Origin of the sequence: Bacillus sp. NTK034, assembly GCF_017303275.1 — a bacterium.
Lineage (GTDB): Bacteria > Bacillota > Bacilli > Bacillales > Cytobacillaceae > Cytobacillus.
In genome coordinates this window covers 453,649-469,493 of the sequence record NZ_JAFKOJ010000003.1, presented here as the reverse complement: position 1 = coordinate 469,493, position 15,845 = coordinate 453,649, and the positions used below count along the sequence as shown (strand labels likewise).

The 15,845-nt window shown below is 35.4% G+C and carries 18 protein-coding genes; 7 read left to right on the top strand and 11 right to left on the bottom strand.

Going from position 1 to position 15,845, the window contains the following annotated elements; all coding sequences use genetic code 11:
* From JI665_RS13080 to JI665_RS13070, 3 genes are all read right to left on the bottom strand, one after another.
* Positions 1-740: MATE family efflux transporter (locus tag JI665_RS13080; RefSeq protein WP_206839891.1), on the bottom strand; the 740-nt coding region annotated here is incomplete at its 3' end.
* A gap of 111 nt (positions 741-851) precedes the next feature.
* Positions 852-1,613, bottom strand: a complete 762-nt coding sequence (locus JI665_RS13075; RefSeq protein ID WP_244671170.1) for a cupredoxin domain-containing protein — start codon at positions 1,611-1,613, stop codon at positions 852-854.
* 370 nt (positions 1,614-1,983) lie between these two features.
* Positions 1,984-2,970: a F510_1955 family glycosylhydrolase gene (locus JI665_RS13070; RefSeq protein WP_206839890.1), complete on the bottom strand. Its 987-nt coding sequence runs from the start codon at positions 2,968-2,970 to the stop codon at positions 1,984-1,986.
* A gap of 684 nt (positions 2,971-3,654) precedes the next feature.
* Between JI665_RS13070 and JI665_RS28585 the strand changes: the two genes are divergently transcribed.
* The 3 genes from JI665_RS28585 to JI665_RS13060 all read left to right on the top strand — a co-directional run bounded on the left by JI665_RS28585 (position 3,655) and on the right by JI665_RS13060 (position 4,691).
* The gene (locus JI665_RS28585) at positions 3,655-3,930 is read left to right on the top strand and encodes a response regulator transcription factor (protein WP_244671169.1); all 276 of its coding nucleotides are present in this window, start codon (positions 3,655-3,657) and stop codon (positions 3,928-3,930) included.
* Positions 3,931-4,046: 116 nt separating this feature from the next.
* Entirely contained in the window at positions 4,047-4,337 is a 291-nt protein-coding gene (locus JI665_RS28580) for a winged helix-turn-helix domain-containing protein (RefSeq protein WP_244671168.1), read from the top strand.
* Positions 4,338-4,358: 21 nt separating this feature from the next.
* Positions 4,359-4,691, top strand: coding sequence for an AbrB/MazE/SpoVT family DNA-binding domain-containing protein (locus JI665_RS13060; protein ID WP_206839889.1), 333 nt, complete (start codon positions 4,359-4,361; stop codon positions 4,689-4,691).
* A gap of 1,952 nt (positions 4,692-6,643) precedes the next feature.
* Here the strand turns inward: JI665_RS13060 and JI665_RS13055 are convergent.
* Positions 6,644-6,883, bottom strand: coding sequence for a hypothetical protein (locus JI665_RS13055; RefSeq protein ID WP_206839888.1), 240 nt, complete (start codon positions 6,881-6,883; stop codon positions 6,644-6,646).
* 163 nt (positions 6,884-7,046) lie between these two features.
* Between JI665_RS13055 and JI665_RS13050 the strand changes: the two genes are divergently transcribed.
* Complete coding sequence (locus tag JI665_RS13050) at positions 7,047-7,679, top strand: TVP38/TMEM64 family protein (protein WP_206839887.1); 633 nt, start codon at positions 7,047-7,049, stop codon at positions 7,677-7,679.
* A 49-nt stretch (positions 7,680-7,728) separates the two neighbouring features.
* On the opposite strand, the gene JI665_RS13045 is transcribed toward JI665_RS13050, so the two are convergent.
* The 3 genes from JI665_RS13045 to JI665_RS29205 form a co-directional block, all read right to left on the bottom strand.
* A complete protein-coding gene (locus JI665_RS13045) occupies positions 7,729-8,037 on the bottom strand; it encodes a hypothetical protein (RefSeq protein ID WP_244671167.1) in 309 nt (102 codons plus the stop codon).
* A 327-nt stretch (positions 8,038-8,364) separates the two neighbouring features.
* Positions 8,365-9,180 carry a metallophosphoesterase gene (locus tag JI665_RS13040; protein ID WP_206839928.1) on the bottom strand — a complete coding sequence of 272 codons (816 nt, stop codon included), beginning with the start codon at positions 9,178-9,180 and terminating at the stop codon, positions 8,365-8,367.
* A gap of 83 nt (positions 9,181-9,263) precedes the next feature.
* Positions 9,264-9,821 carry a YkoP family protein gene (locus JI665_RS29205; protein WP_206839883.1) on the bottom strand — a complete coding sequence of 186 codons (558 nt, stop codon included), beginning with the start codon at positions 9,819-9,821 and terminating at the stop codon, positions 9,264-9,266.
* 259 nt (positions 9,822-10,080) lie between these two features.
* Between JI665_RS29205 and JI665_RS13030 the strand changes: the two genes are divergently transcribed.
* The 3 genes from JI665_RS13030 to JI665_RS13020 all read left to right on the top strand — a co-directional run bounded on the left by JI665_RS13030 (position 10,081) and on the right by JI665_RS13020 (position 11,434).
* Complete coding sequence (locus JI665_RS13030) at positions 10,081-10,284, top strand: DUF1657 domain-containing protein (RefSeq protein ID WP_206839881.1); 204 nt, start codon at positions 10,081-10,083, stop codon at positions 10,282-10,284.
* A gap of 65 nt (positions 10,285-10,349) precedes the next feature.
* On the top strand, positions 10,350-10,556 hold the full coding sequence (locus JI665_RS13025) for a DUF1657 domain-containing protein (RefSeq protein ID WP_206839880.1): 207 nt from the start codon (positions 10,350-10,352) through the stop codon (positions 10,554-10,556).
* A 20-nt stretch (positions 10,557-10,576) separates the two neighbouring features.
* Positions 10,577-11,434: a DUF421 domain-containing protein gene (locus JI665_RS13020; protein WP_206839879.1), complete on the top strand. Its 858-nt coding sequence runs from the start codon at positions 10,577-10,579 to the stop codon at positions 11,432-11,434.
* A gap of 40 nt (positions 11,435-11,474) precedes the next feature.
* On the opposite strand, the gene JI665_RS13015 is transcribed toward JI665_RS13020, so the two are convergent.
* The 4 genes from JI665_RS13015 to htpG form a co-directional block, all read right to left on the bottom strand.
* Complete coding sequence (locus JI665_RS13015) at positions 11,475-12,839, bottom strand: amino acid permease (RefSeq protein ID WP_206839878.1); 1,365 nt, start codon at positions 12,837-12,839, stop codon at positions 11,475-11,477.
* 112 nt (positions 12,840-12,951) lie between these two features.
* A complete protein-coding gene (locus JI665_RS13010; protein WP_206839877.1) occupies positions 12,952-13,293 on the bottom strand; it encodes a hypothetical protein in 342 nt (113 codons plus the stop codon).
* A 32-nt stretch (positions 13,294-13,325) separates the two neighbouring features.
* A complete protein-coding gene (locus JI665_RS13005; RefSeq protein ID WP_206839875.1) occupies positions 13,326-13,778 on the bottom strand; it encodes a YndM family protein in 453 nt (150 codons plus the stop codon).
* Positions 13,779-13,881: 103 nt separating this feature from the next.
* Entirely contained in the window at positions 13,882-15,759 is a 1,878-nt protein-coding gene (htpG, locus tag JI665_RS13000; protein WP_206839873.1) for a molecular chaperone HtpG, read from the bottom strand.
* Between the last annotated feature and the right edge of the window lie 86 nt (positions 15,760-15,845).

Here is a 15,845-nt window from a genome sequence, read left to right as displayed (position 1 = left end):
AACTCCATTAAATGCACTTTATCTAACTTCCAATAGTCCTTGCGAAAAGCGAGAACCTTGGACCGGTTTAAGTAATAAATTAGCGCTATGCTTCCAACAGCACGGGCAAATACAGTAGAAAGGGCAGCTCCCACAATTCCCATTTCTGGAATAAATAAAAAGCCGAATATCAAGACGTAATCTAATACCGCATTCACAATATTAATTATGATGCTGATTTTCATTGGCGTTTTTGTATCTCCTGCCCCTCTAAGTATGGCACTCAATACAAACATTAAGGACATGAAGATAGATGGAATGCCTACTATTCGAAAATAAAGAGTACCAGCTTCTAATACGTTAGATTCTATTCCCATAAGCTTCAGCAATGGCTCAGCAAAAAAAAAGGTAATAACTCCCGTTATTAAGCCAAACAGGATGGCTAGAACTAGAGATTGCTGGGAAATATGCCTGGCCTTTTCCGGCAAGTTTGCTCCAAGAAAATTGGCAATCCTAACGTTCGCTGCCACCCCAATTGCCATGAACAGAGCAAAATAAATAGCGAGCACTGCATTGGTAACTCCTACAGCGGACACTTCCACCAAGCCTAATTTTGAGACAAAGTATGTGTCAACAAACCCAAGGATCGTTTGAAAGAAATTTTCGATTACAGCGGGAATGGCCAGGATAGTAATAATTTTTAATCTATCTTTATTTGACTGAACATTTTTCAGTTTTACATCTACAATTTGTTCTTTCAATAATCTTCCCTCCTATTCTGAGAAGGCCGTAAATAATAAAGAGTTACCTTTAAATAAATAGGGCACACTCAATAAGTGTGCCCTATTTATAAATTAGGCTATTTATATTATTTACTTACCCGGAACATTTATTACAAATGGAACCGTATAAAGCTTACCAAGATATTTAAACTGTCCCCAAATTTTATATTTGCCTGAAATAGGGAATGTAGTCATATATTCAACATCCGGTCCTTTAGCTGCCTCATCTTTTGGGTGGACGTGGAGAAACTCGTCCATTTTTTCACTTACAATAACTACATGTCCTGCTGATCCAAGATAAGGTTCCAAATCCGTAATTTTGTTGCCTTTGCTGTCCGTAACAGTAAATGTCATCAGTACATGCTGCTTTACGGCCAAATCATCAAATTTCAACTCAAACATTAAATTATCTACTTGCTTTTTTAACTCCTTATCAGAATTAACTGTTTCATACTGTTCCTCGCCTTCTACTATAAGGTCATACTTGGCAAGTTGCTGGGCAGAACCTTCTGGAAGAAAATCAGCAAATATTTTATATTTTCCTGATTTTGGAAAGATGATCTTTACACTAAACTTACCTTCCCCATCATAATTGGGATGCAAATGCTGAAAAATACTTAGATCGTGACTTATAACAAGTATATGCATCTGTTTTTCATGTACCGTTGAGAAGGAAATAATATTCTTTCCATTGTTTTTGACTGATAAAGAAATTTCAGTTTCTTGCTTAGGTTTAATAGTAGCAGGACTGACATTCCATTCAGTTTGTATTTCTTCTACGATATTAGATGGTACCTCTTGGATATGAGATTCATGTCCATGTGTACCATGATTCGTTTCCTGATTCATCATTTCACCTCAAAATAGTTATATTATCTAATCTTCAATACAGTTTTACCACTGCATTTTTTTAATAAACTCCACAAAAAATGCATATTTACCGATAAAATTTTTGGATAACATTAAAAATAATTCATCCTATATATAAAAACCAATCAGCGTAAAACTATGAAGCTACTTTACTGATGCACGAGAAGTTATACGGAACAGGGTAGAAGAATATAAAATAATAATGGAGGGTAATAGCAAATTTGATTTAGAAAACATCAATATGTACGTCAGTAATATTGTAAAGTACGAAAAAGCGGTAATGTAAGGACAGTTTGAGGTTAATAATAGCTGTTTAAAAAGCAAAAAAGATCGAAGCAAGCCTTCGATCTTTTTAATTAATTAATTTAATTTTGCCAGCTTCTACAATGGTATCCCAGTTTTTAGCGCCATCAGTTGTATAATATATGTCTCCATTAAATGAAACAAACGTCATTTCCTGTTCATTATTTGGGTTTTGAGCAAAATACATAACTGCATCATCATTCATTTTAGGCAATGCTATTTCCTCTTCTGTTTCATCAGACAGAGAAACTTTTGTCAGTTTAGATGTACCATCGTAAGTCCCGTAGATTAAGCTGTCATTTGTAAAAAAGACAGATGTGCCTTGTCCGCTTTTCGAGATTCGGTCAAAGGTTTTACCTTTATCCTTTGACAGGTATATTCCTTGCTGACCGGATGCAGCCAAATTATCAGCTTTTTGGGGATGTACAGCGACACTGAGCAATGTATCATCAAGGCCATTTGCGGATACTTCCTTCCATGTCTTTGCGTTATCTTCGCTGAGATAAAACTTTCCTGTTTCCATGATGGAATTTTTCTGTGGGTTCATTAGGAAAATCACCTGATTTTCATACCCTACTCCCATTAGATGGAAATCTGTTTCACCTTCAACAGCTAGCTGTTGAAGTGTTTTTCCATCATCGGTACTCTTTTGTATTCCTAATGGATTTGGAAGGTTTGAATCCTGTCCAGGGTGCCCACTCGTATAAAATCCGTCTTTTGTAGCATTAAAGCCCATATAGTCATTGTTTTCTTCCTTAGTTTTATACCATTTCCCTCCATCGTAAACCTTTAATCCATCATGAGCTGCATAAAAGGGCTTGCCTTGATTTCCAGAATAGCCTACCCCGTGGATGTGATCGATTTTCCCATCAAAGACTTCAAAAAAGCTATTGGATACGGCCTCTTCCCCGCTTCCCTTTTCATCAGTTTGGGCTTCTGATTGTTTGATATCCTTGTTATTTTTTTCTTCAGCCTGTCCACATGCGGCAAGGCTAAATGTTAATCCAAGTACTGCTAATAATAATGACTTTTTCATAGATCTCACTCCTGCTTCCAATTATAGGATCATTTCAGGAAGAGAACAAACTAAATATGACACTTGGCAAGGACAATCAGAGTCATTTCTCCTAAATATTCTACAGAAGCCACGTGCCTCTCAAGTTTTTCATTTTCTATACTCTTCTTCAAACGATCACATTAAGATTACAACAAAAATATGCACTTAATGTGCAGAAAAGACACAAGGTAATCCGTAAGTTAATTATTGCTTAGGTGAGAATCCTGCTAGATGAAATTCAAAATTGAAAAAAACTTTTTATACAAAATAATCGATTAACCTGTCTAATAGTTGAACCTATTAATTATTAATGATAAGTTGCAAGAATTTATTAGAAAAAGAACAAAGCTGGGACTTTACCTATCTATTGAGTCTATAATTTTAAAATTGCTTTCTCTCGTATTTACATACCGTCAAGCCATGTTTTATTGAATACCCATTAGTTCTCTTCAAAAGTTTCCTCCTTATCTTGTTTTCCTCCTTTGTTAACTATTACTTTAATTCACCAAATAATTTCCACATAGAATGAATGCATACTGATTTCAATTTCCTAGTATATAAAACACCTAAGAATTTTTATGGAAGTTAATAATAATGCAAAATTTCTTCATATTTTTTTTGTAAAGTAACTTTAAGGATATTACCAAATGAGGAGTAACTGAAATGAATAAGATCATGATTATTGATGAAGATCAAGAAGTGATTAACTATTTAGGAAAGCTTTTCTTACCATACTATCAATGTTTGCATCCACACTCTATCAAGCACGCATTAACATGCTTACCTTCTGAAAATGTATCGCTAGTATTACTAGAGATTTCATTATCTAATATAGATGGTTGGACAGTCTGCAAAGAGATTCGAAAAATTTCTAATGTTCCAATCATAATTTTGACAGTCAAAAAAGAAAAAAAGATATACTTAATGGGTTTAAGCTAGGAGCGGACGATTATATTATCAAACCTTTTAATGAGGAAGAACTGTTTGCGAGAGTAGAGGCTTTAATAAGAAGGACTACTACTCCCAAGAAGACAGGGCTTTCCTTTCAAGGATTAATGTGGGATGAAAGCGGATTTGATCTTACTTATAACGGAAAATCGATCCCCTTAACCCCGAGGGAATTTGCCCTTTTAGGTACCATGCTAAAAAACCCCAACTATGTATTTTCCCGTGAAGCACTGCTAAAAAGTATCTGGGAGAATAATGACCAGACAGATAACAGGACGATTGATTCGCATATAAGAAATATCCGAGATAAGTTAAGGCAGTCTGATTATCCCGTAGATCATCATTTAATTACAGTTTGGGGAACAGGATATAAATGGAATACGGGCGGAAATTTATAGAATAGAAAGGATGAAGATTCCTTGTATATTAAAAAGTTATCAAAAAATGGTCAAATCTCAGTTCCGTTATCTCTTAAGAAAAAATTGGGTGTAAATGATGGAGAATATGTTTATATATTTATGGAGGCCGGACGCTTACTGATTAGCAAACACCACGAAGATGATCATTTAAATAAAGTAATTTTTAGGAACGGGAAGTTCTCTATTCCAGCTGAACTGAGAAAAATGTTAAAAATATGCCCAAACTCCCTTTTAAGGTTAGAAATTCATTCAGAAAAAGGTTATATAACAATTGTGAATTTAGATAATATTCTGGCACGCGGCCAGTTAAACGTCAATTCATATCCTCTATAATTTAATATAGAAATTTATTGATTCATATTAAGTGAGTCGTATTTTTTCCCGTATACAATGATGCTAGAGAGTCGTCCCATAAGTTATGGTTAAGTGACACGATTAAAAATATATTATTTGAAGAACAGCATTTTTGTCAATTATTACATGTATGTAATGTAATTGAATTTTTTTGATTTGCGTTAATCTCAATAATAAATACTGGGATATGCTCAAAATAAAGTGGATTTGTATAATACTTTATTCCACTATTCATTAATTCTATTTTTTTGAATAGATCTAACAAACAATTGAAGTACTTTAATAAATATATTGAATCAAGTTTACCTATTAACCAAAAGACAATTTTTCTTGTCCTATATTTTTCATCGAAAGTTGAAATAACCTTATAAAAAACCTTTTCTATAAATGAAAGCTCTTGAAAGGAATACACTTTATAAAATATGGCAGATCCATTAGCTTTTAATCTTAAGTTGGCTACACTACCTAGAGTATTATTACTCTCAATAAATTTTCTCCAATAAGCGTATGCTTTTGCATAATGATATATAGGTGGATTTGGATGATTCCGAATTAGTAATTTTAAACATGGTTTATGTTTTACTGTTGATTTTAGGTGCCTAGCAACAGAACGGAAAATTTGTTGGGTATAAATGTACAGTTGATTAAAATCCTTTTCTGTATAATTAAATGTTTCATCTCTATTCTTAATAGAAGGGCAAGAAAACGAAATAACTGAAGGTTCAGTTTCATTAATATATGATTATTTTAATAATATTTGTGCGTATTTTTCAAATGCGTTCTCACTTTTGAAAAAAGTATCAGGGTCAAAATATATAAATTACTTTTGGCTGCAATTAATATTTGAATTGGCTTTTAATATTTTTTTGTCATATCACATTTTAATGTAAAAGGGCTACCCATACGAGTTTAGTTTCGTTAAAAAATTCAATATTGACTGTGTATGCTCTTTCTGTTAAATCTTGAGGAAACAAAATACCATGAAGCGATTTATCAAATAAAAAATTCTGATTGTAATTAGTGATAGTCAAAGGAATTTTGTGAAAAGGGCAGTATTGTATAAGTTTATATTGATGAAAGATACTATGAAAGTAACGGGTCTGACAAATTTCACAAATTGTAACGTTTTTTCTAAAAAGATTTTCCGGTCTAAGATAGATGCCATGAATAAGAGATACGATATTTTTTTTCTGATGAACATTTAAATCATAGTCAATAAACGCAGCATGTTTTTTATTAAATTGTGAGAATATGATAGAGCTATTATTATTTAGATTTACTTTTACATCTGAAAACAAAGGTATCTTTGAAAACCTTATAATTCGCAACACTAAACCTTGTTAATCTCATCCCCCTATATAAATTAGTTAAATTCTACCATATAAATTTACATATTACTAAGGTGTCGATAAAATGTAGACTTTAAGCCAGGTCCTTAGATGAATTTGTTAGGTCATATTTAGATTTATTAGGGCCCCTATTTAAGTAACGCACCCATTCAATCAAGCTTTAAAAAATTCAACTATTTCAGCCTATTTTGGCTGGCATCAACCAATATTTTTGAGTTAGTATTTATTAATTCATTTATGTAGGGGCTTTCTTTTCAAAAATATTATATGTAGGTGGTTTTTCTTCAACAAAAAATTGAAGTGAATCTGCCTACATTTTCACCTAAAAGCTTTTCTTACTGATTTTTTAAACACCTTGTAATGTAGGGTAATTTTCTTCACCGTACAACTTCCTTCCTTCTTTTTTCAGATTGCAGATTTGAAAAATAGATATTGGATTTTTGAATTATTGAACATACAAAACCTTCTCTCAGTATATACCTGAGCGAAGGTTTATGTTTTGTTATAAATCACCAGCTAAATTGGCCCAGGGTTTATCTAACAAATTTGCATGGTTTTAGGATTGCATTTTTGCTGATATTTTTAATAAAATGATTCATTAACCTCCCAGGATTCCACCGTTTTATAAGCTGTTTGCGGGTCATAGCCCTTTCCAAGCAAGTACGCAATTGCTGCAACTTCAGTCATAGCATGGGAAACTGAAGTGAATTTTGCTTCTGATAGGCCATAATTCACAAATGGTTTTACGTTCATTAAGGTCTCGTTTTTTAAATTTCTGTTTGGAATAAAGTAACCATAATTCATGTTTTGATAATAGTGCATTTGTTAAGCTGCCTCCCCATTTTTTTACTTGATGTTATTTTATGATTGGTTTCAAAAAATGTTTTTGTCCAGGTGAATACATTTCTTTACAAAAAATAAGCATACTGAAATTAAGGCAGCCGGGAATGGATAGATTTAGGGATATAATTAAGGAGCAAATTTGATGCGCAGATGGTGGATTGCAATAGCCTATGTCATTTTATTGATTGTTGGAATTACCAATAAAGAATATTTATTAGAATGGCTGCGAACCAGTGACCGATCATGGCTTCCTGCGATGTTTTTATTTTCTGTTCTGATTGCATCTATTCCATTCTTGCCATTTACTTTATTTGCAGGATTAATGGGAATGAAATTTGGTGCTTTAGTTGGTCTGCTGATAAATTGGTTTGGCATTCTTTTGACTTCGTTAATTTACTTTTTTTTATCAAGATACTATTTCAGAAGTTATTTCACTGCCTGTTTGGGAAAGTATAAAGCAATTAATAAATTTCAGGACCTATTTGAAAAAAAAGCATTTATGGCTATTTTGTTTGGACGAATGATTGTTATTATCCCTCCTCAGGTGTTTAATATCTATTGTGGAATAGCAGATATTCCATTTAGGCATTTTTTTATAGCTACTGCCTTTGGACTGCTGCCTCCAATGTTTATGCTTGCATACAGCGGGGAGCAATTGTTTTTATCACTTCATAATTTTTTGCTGGGAGTAATTTCGTACCTTCTATTTCTTCTCTGCCTGCTCTTTTGTTATAAATTATGGTTCCATAACAAGCTGGATCAATCAAAAAGATGATTTGATTTAAAATGAAAAAAAGCCCACAAAATACGTGGGCTGTTATTCGTTATTTGTTTATCGGGTTCTTATTCGATGTTAGCTCCTCCGCAAACTCAGTTAACCCCGCCATATTTGACTTCTGGAAATTTGTCGTTTGGGCTGTATTATTGAATTTGTTGTTTATCGGGTTCTTATTCGATGTTAATTCCTCTGCAAACTCAGTTAACCCCGCCATATTTGGCTTCTGGAAATTTGTCATTTGGGCTGTGTTATTCATTAACTTTTGAAACGGGCGAGCCATATTTCTGCCGCGATTTCTAGTAAATCCATATGCAGCTGCACTTAAGCCAAGGCTTAATAAAGATCCCCATAACATTCCTCTGTTTCTCCTTCTCTTTCTGCCAAACATATTTAAAAGTGGCTGCATTCTGCCAGTATTAAAAAGCGCACTTATCCAGTTATTCAAGTCATAGCACTCCCCTTTAAGTAATAAGAAGGAAACGTACTTCATATTTCCCTTCTCCATATATAATTTTTACTTTTAGGGTTTCGAATATGCTGGCAAAAAGTTTGAAGGCATTGTAAATAATATTTGCGAATATCCTTTAATTTTCTTGTGTTTAAAAAGAATGTGTTTCCATTCATAAATAGTCCTGTTTAATAAACGCAAAAAATCTTGCTATGGCAAGGTTTCAAAGTTGCATTAGGATATTTCATGAAAAGTGATTTCAGGACGGCTGCCAATACGGATATTGACCCCGGTCTGGCCTAGTCCTTCACTTATATAAAACGGTTTCCCGCCATGATAATGAAGACCTTTAACCATTTTCATTCGGACAAGCTTCCCCATTTTTATCAGGTGGTATGGCTTTGGCCAATGAATCTGGCCACCGTGAAAATGCCCCGATAATAAATAATCAAAAGGTACGTTTTCCATTTCTAAAACAACATTGGGATCATGTGTCAATACCAAATTGTAGCCTTCAGGAATTCCATTATAGGCCTTGTTAACATCACTGTGCTTGGTGCTGAAATTATCAATTCCAATGATGTTAAGGTTTTCCCCCTTAACATGAATAGTTACATGCTCATTTTGCAGTGTTTTACAGCCATTTTCTTCTAGTGTGTTTTTCAATGTTTCAAAGTTATGTCCTTTTAAAACATAATCATGATTACCAAAGACGGCATACATGCCATGCTTTGGATTTGTCTTGTGCAGGGCATGGAGATAGCCCGCGAGTTTAGGAATACTTCGTTTGCGGTCAAGAAAATCGCCAGTAAGAGCAATTAGGTCGACTGGCTGTTTTGAGACCATTGCAAATAATTCATCCGGACTGACAGATAAATTTTCGAGGTGCATATCAGATATATGAAGAATTTTAATGTTATCTCCCGAAACTGAGATATTAGGACGGGAAACAGAAATTGAATTTATAGTTACGTTCTTTGTGTTTTTATTGGCTTTGTAAATAATAAAACAGAAAACGGCAGAAAAGATTAAAGTAATAAATAATGCCATATTCAAATCCCCTCCCTCCTTAAAAGTATAAGAGGATTGAGGAGATAGTCCTAGTGGGAGTTAGAGGAAACAGTCTGCATCATTTATTTATATTTTTTCATGAGGTTTTCTTTAGACATCAACAAGTAAACAGTGCGATGTTTTTTTATATTTGCAGCAGAAATTTTTGAACACGATAACAAATATATAGGCAATTGAAATGTTTTTTTAAACCAGCAGTATAGTTTATTTTTTGGAAGTATACATTCAAATCCAAGCGTGCTGAATCCCTTGTTTATAAGGGTGATGCCAATAACCCCTTTTATTTTCGTTTCTTCCGGATGGTTGAGGATAAAAGCAGTCAAAAGAGGCATAGAATCCTTAACTCGTTTATAGATGGCTCTTCCTTTTAATAATTCATTTTTCATATAGTTAAATTCATTTAACAGCCTGACATTATGCAGATGGATTTTAAGTAAAAGATCATTTTTTCTTATGATAATACCGTCAGATAATTCAATGTCATTCCCTTTATATTTTGTTAGCCGTACACGAAAAACCCCTCCTTTTTCCGGATCTGCTGTAAGATGCTGTAACCGTGTAAAAGGATAATAAAGAGGATCCAGGAATACCCATATTGATAATAAAATATTGCGGAACATGATTTTTTTAGGTCTCCTTCCTTTCCTAACCTATAGTAAATAGGATGTTAATCTAATGGTAATTTTAATAATGGAAATGAAAGGATGTATTCCCTTTTTTAATAAGGGAGCTCGCAGGGAGGTCAAGCCAAGATGAGATCCGGACCGCCATGTATGTTAAGCTTTTTGAAATTGGCATGAAGTTTATTACATAAGCATTCAATAAAAAGTAATAATACATGGTGTAGTTTATATTCTTATTTGAAAGAAGGAATTAAAGATGACAGTTGGAACTCAAGTAAAGCAAGCGATTGTTGGATTGAAGAGCGCACAGGCCAGTCTTGAAACGTTTGCACTTGCTACGGACAACCAAAATGCTAAACAGCTGTATCAGAATGCTGCACAGCAAACACAATCGATTATAGACAGCCTTGAACCAAGACTGCAGGAGATTCAGCAAGAGGAACCTCAATATAATCAGTAGACATTAAGGCTGGCAGATGCCAGCCCTATTACAATTTAAATTTTATCCTGAATGGTGTGATCCCATTGACAATTGCTTCGAATGTAAATCAATGTCTTGCAGCAATTCGTTCTATAGAAGCACAGTTATCAAATTTGGCCTTAACCTCAATGGATGAAGAAGCAAAGCGCCTTTTCCATGAATCCATGCTCGAGGTAAGCGAGATAAAAACCGATCTTGAAAACCGGAAAAAGGTTATAGAGTTTGAGGAACCCCAATATAAACCAAATTAAATGAACTTGGAGATGAAAATATGCCTGAATGGCTGCTTATCGGTGCTCGTTCTATTTTATTCGCAGGTGTTTTATTTGCTATAACCAAACTGATAGGAAAAAAACAAATATCAGAGCTTTCATTTTTTGAATATGTATCAGGTATTACAATCGGAAGTATAGCCGGTGAAATTATTATGGGGCTGGATAACCATTGGGCCAGCGGTATCCTTTCTATTTTCATCTTTGGTCTTGTAACATTATTTGCCGATATTCTTTCCCTTAAAAGTAAAAGCTTCCGTGATTTCTTTGAAGGAAAAGGTACTATCTTTATTAAGGATGGAAAAATATTGGAAGATAATCTAAAAAAAGAAAGATACTCGATAGATGACTTATCCTCCCTGCTTCGCCAAAAAAATGTCTTTAAAACAGCAGATGTGGAGTTTGCTGTTTTAGAGCCGCGCGGAGATCTTAGCATCATGCTGAAGAAAGAGAACCAGCCGCTTACCCCAAAGGATCTTCAATTGAATTTACCTCAGGAAAAAGAGCCGCAAACGGTTATTATGGATGGGAAAATTCTAAACGATCCCCTTGCTGAGTCAGGGAAAACAAGAAAATGGCTTAACATGGAGATAGAAAAACTGGGCTTGACCATTGATAATATCTTTTTTGGTCAAATTAATTCTTATGGAGAACTGACTGTAGATATTTTTGATGATTCACTTAAGGTTCCTGCACCACAACAGCGTCCTCTGCTTATGGCAATGATAAAAAAGTGTGCAGCTGACCTTGAAGTATTTTCCCTGCAGACTGATTCCAAAAAGGCACAGCAAATGTATGAAAAAAATACTCAAAAGCTGAATCAAATCATTCAAAAATTATCTCCATATTTAAAGTAAGACAAACACCAGAATGAAAACTGGTGTTTGTTTCTTTTTGTTAACAGCTGCTTCCGCCTTCTTTTTTCCATACTTTTTTTTGCATAATTAAGGCCACGATCGCTATTAATGCAACAAATATTAAACTGACAAAAAATCCAAGCCTTATTGACTTTTCAAGTAATGTGCCGCTTACCGCAGCTAGGATCAGAAGTAATCCCGCCGCAGCACTTATCTTACCGAACACTTTATTTTCCAAAATCCGAAGAGCTGAAATGATGATGAAAGACCAATTGAATAAAATTAATATACCAGCAGCAGTAGTGATATACTCATATATTTTGCCTGGCAGCAATAGGGCGGTTACGATGGATGCAATTAAACCGGCTGTAGCCAGCCCCAGCGAAGGTAAAGGAAGGTCCTTCCATTTCTTTATCTTTTTTGAAAATACCGCTGGAGCATCACCATCATTAGCCAAAGTAACCAGCAATGCCGTTACTCCAAACAGCGAAGCGGTCATGGTAGAGAAGCCGGCAATAATGATTGCTGCATTAAAAACGTGCGGGAAGAAGTCCAGATTATACTTATCCATTGCAGTTACGAAAGGACTTTCTTTTTCGTTAAAAGCACCATGTGAAGCCATATACACGGCTAACCCTAGGGAAATGACATAGATGATGACAAGGACAATAAGCATGATGATGCCAGCCTTAGGTGCATCCTCCTTCTTTTTTAATCTTGTTGCCATTAACCCAATTACTTCAATACCTCCATACGCATAAAAAGCATAAATCAGCGATGACCAAAAGCCCTTAAAGCCTTCAGGAAACCATTCCCCTGAAGAACCGGGGAATCCGGGGTGCCTTGCATCTCCATCAATCACTCCGGACAAAGCAGCGGCTGCGAGAATGATAAACATAATAATGGCTGCTGTTTTAATTACCGCAAACAGGTCCTCCACCTTGTCAAAGCCTTTGTTCCCAGTTAACACTACAATAATTGAAAGAATGGCATAGCCCGCTGCAAAAATCCAAAGCGGTACATGGGGAAGCCAGAATCTTGTTAAGATGGAGAGTGCGGTTAACTGGCTGCCCATGATTAATATATTCGAGCACCAGTAATTCCACCCGCAGCTGAATCCTGCCCACTTTCCATACGCTTTATTGGCATAATAGCAAAAAGATCCTTCCTGAGGGTCTTCTGCGGTCATTTTAGCTAAAAGATTATAGACTATATAGGTTCCGACAGCAGCTAATATAAATGAAAATACGATCGCAGGTCCGGTAATCTTAATCCCAATGGCAGATCCAAGGAAGAATCCGGTCCCGATCGTGCAGCCGACTCCAATCAGTGATAATTGCCACCATTTTAAATCACCTGCTTCACTTTCCTTCGAGGAATTGCCGCTTGGAAGAAAAAAATCCATGATGTACCTCCCTTTCAGCTCGGTTGCTCAGTTGCTTATTGGCAAAAAAATAAGCCGATTCAGATGATGATCGGCTTCTGTTTTCATGTCGAAAGGAAACTTGCCATAATTTTTATTTCTTTTTTTCAGAACTGTCGCTCTTTAATCCTGTTACAGATCTGAACATCTGTGTATGCATGCTTCCCTGGACAATATCCTCAAGGAAGAATTGCTCGATCAGCTTTTTGTATTCCTCATCTTCAAACATCTTTTTGTTTTGCAGTTCCATCTCGGCCAGACCCTCATATGTGGAAAGAAAAGCATATGTATGATCATCTCCTGATATTGGTGATAATAGCTCAACCTTGTGCTGGTAATTTTCATTCCGATAGCTTTGGATCATCCTCATATTTTTTAAGGCCTCAACAAAATTATCCTGCTTCACTTCAAATGTTTGGTAAACGAAAACAGACATATTATTCTCCTTCTCAAAAATTTTAGAATGGATTATTTACCTTCACCGCTTTTGCCATTTGGGTTTAGGGGAGTTAGGTCCTCGGAATTTTCAGTAATATAACGAAGGTTCCCTTGGTTTATAGTGCCTTTTTCTACCTTTGTTTCAGTTAAATTACTTAAGAGATATAAATGGAATGCATACTCGAAAATGGCTGTTCCAAAAGCTGCAGCCAGTGACATGTTAATGAGCTCATTTTGAAGTGTTAAAATAGAGCTCAAAAACCATATGAGCACAAAAGCCCATCCGAAATCAGCAATGGATGCCAATGCGTTATTTGTCCGGCGAAGTATCAGCATATCACCCAATATGTATGAGGTGATCACAAGCAAGGCTGTAATGATAAAAATGTTTTCAAAGCTCATGCCGTACCTTTTACCAAGAATAATATAGAAAAGGACAAGACAGGCCATAAATTTCAGCGATAGTGCCTTGCTATGCAGCATAACACTCCTCCTTTACTGCTTAGTGTGTTTATTAGCACATAAAATATTCCTTTGACAAAAAACAAAAAACAGCCCGATTGATTCGGGCTGTTAAAACGGGCTGTTAAACCATTACTTTGCAAATATCATTCGTAAACTCCACAGGATCACTGATAGGCAGGCCTTCAATCAGCAGCGCCTGGTTATATAGGAGGTTTGTATACAGATTTAATTTTTCTTTATCTTTCTCCAGTGCATTTTTTAAGGCTTGGAAGACTTCATGATTTGAATTGATTTCTAAAACCTTATTTGCCTTCACGTCTTGATTGTCCGGCATGCTGCTAAGGACTTTTTCCATTTCTATGGTAACTTCTCCATCAGCTGTCAGGCAAACCGGGTGGCTTTTAAGCCTTTTGGAAATTCGTACATCGGTCACTCTTCCTGACAATATTTCTTTCATGCTGCTGAACAATCCCTCATGTTCCTTTGCTTCTGATTCGGATACCTTTCCATCCTCATTCTCTATGCCAAGATCGCCGCTTGAGACAGACTTGAACTCCTTGTCTTTATAGGTCATAAGCATCTTAATGGCAAACTCGTCAATATCTTCTGTAAAGTACAGGATTTCATAGCCTTTTTCAGCCACAAGTTCAGTTTGTGGAAGCTTTTCTATTCTTTCATGTGACTCTCCAGCTGCGTAATAAATATATTTCTGGTCATCCTTCATCCTTGATACATATTCATCAAGTGATGCCAATTTCTTTTCTTTTGAAGAATGGAACATCAATAAATCCTGGAGCATTTCTTTATGGGTTCCGAAATCGCTGTATACACCATACTTTAATTGTCTTCCAAACGACTTATAAAATTGTTCATATTTTTCCCGCTCATTTTTCATCAGATTTTGAAGTTCGTTTCTAATCTTTTTGCTGATGTTTTTCGCAATGAGTTTCAGCTGCCGATCATGCTGAAGCATTTCCCTTGAGATGTTAAGCGATAAATCTTCAGAGTCCACCATCCCTTTTACAAAACTGAAATAATCAGGAAGCAGGTCTCCGCATTTATTCATAATTAATACGCCATTTGAATAAAGCTCGAGTCCTTTTTCATATTCCTTTGAATAATAATCAAATGGAATATTCTCAGGAATATATAAAATCGCATTATAGCGGATGGTGCCATCCACATTTATATGAATATGCTTTACCGGCTTGTCAAAGCCATAATGCTTCTCCTGATAAAATTTTTCATAATCTTCGTCTGTCAGTTCACTCTTATTTTTCCGCCAAATCGGAACCATACTATTGATGGTCTGCTCTTCAGTGATTTCTTCATACTCATTTTCAGCGTCTTCTTTTGGTTCTTTGATTGCGGTATCCATCTTAATTGGATAGCGGATGAAGTCTGAGTATTTCTTTATGATCGATTTTAAGCGGTAATCTTCGAGGTATTCATCAAAGCTTTCATCTTCCGTATTTTCTTTAATTTTAAGGATAATTTCTGTGCCGACTGTCTCTTTTTCACATGGCGTTATCGTATATCCCTCCGCCCCATGGGATTCCCATTTGTACGCCTGCTCACTGCCCAGGGCCTTGCTGATCACTGTTACAACATCAGCGACCATGAATGCCGCATAAAACCCTACTCCGAATTGGCCGATAATATCATGGCCATCTTTAATCACATTTTCTTTCTTAAAAGCCAGAGAACCGCTTTTAGCAATGATGCCAAGGTTGTTTTCAAGCTCTTCCTTTGTCATTCCAATGCCTGTATCTTTGATTGTTAATGTTCTGTTTCCTTTATCAGGAATGACCTTTATGTAGTAACTCTCTTTGTCAAACGTTAAGGAATCGTCTGTAAGTGCTTTATAGTAGATCTTATCGATCGCATCGCTGCTATTGGAAATAAGCTCCCTTAGGAACACCTCTCTTTGAGAGTAAATGGAGTTGATCATCATTTCCAATAATCTCTTGGATTCTGCCTGAAACTGTTTCGTTTCCATATTCGTCTCTCCCCTTAAAATTTTTAATACATTAGCACTTAAACCTTAAGAGTGCTAACCAATATTTAAATATCATATTAGCTATA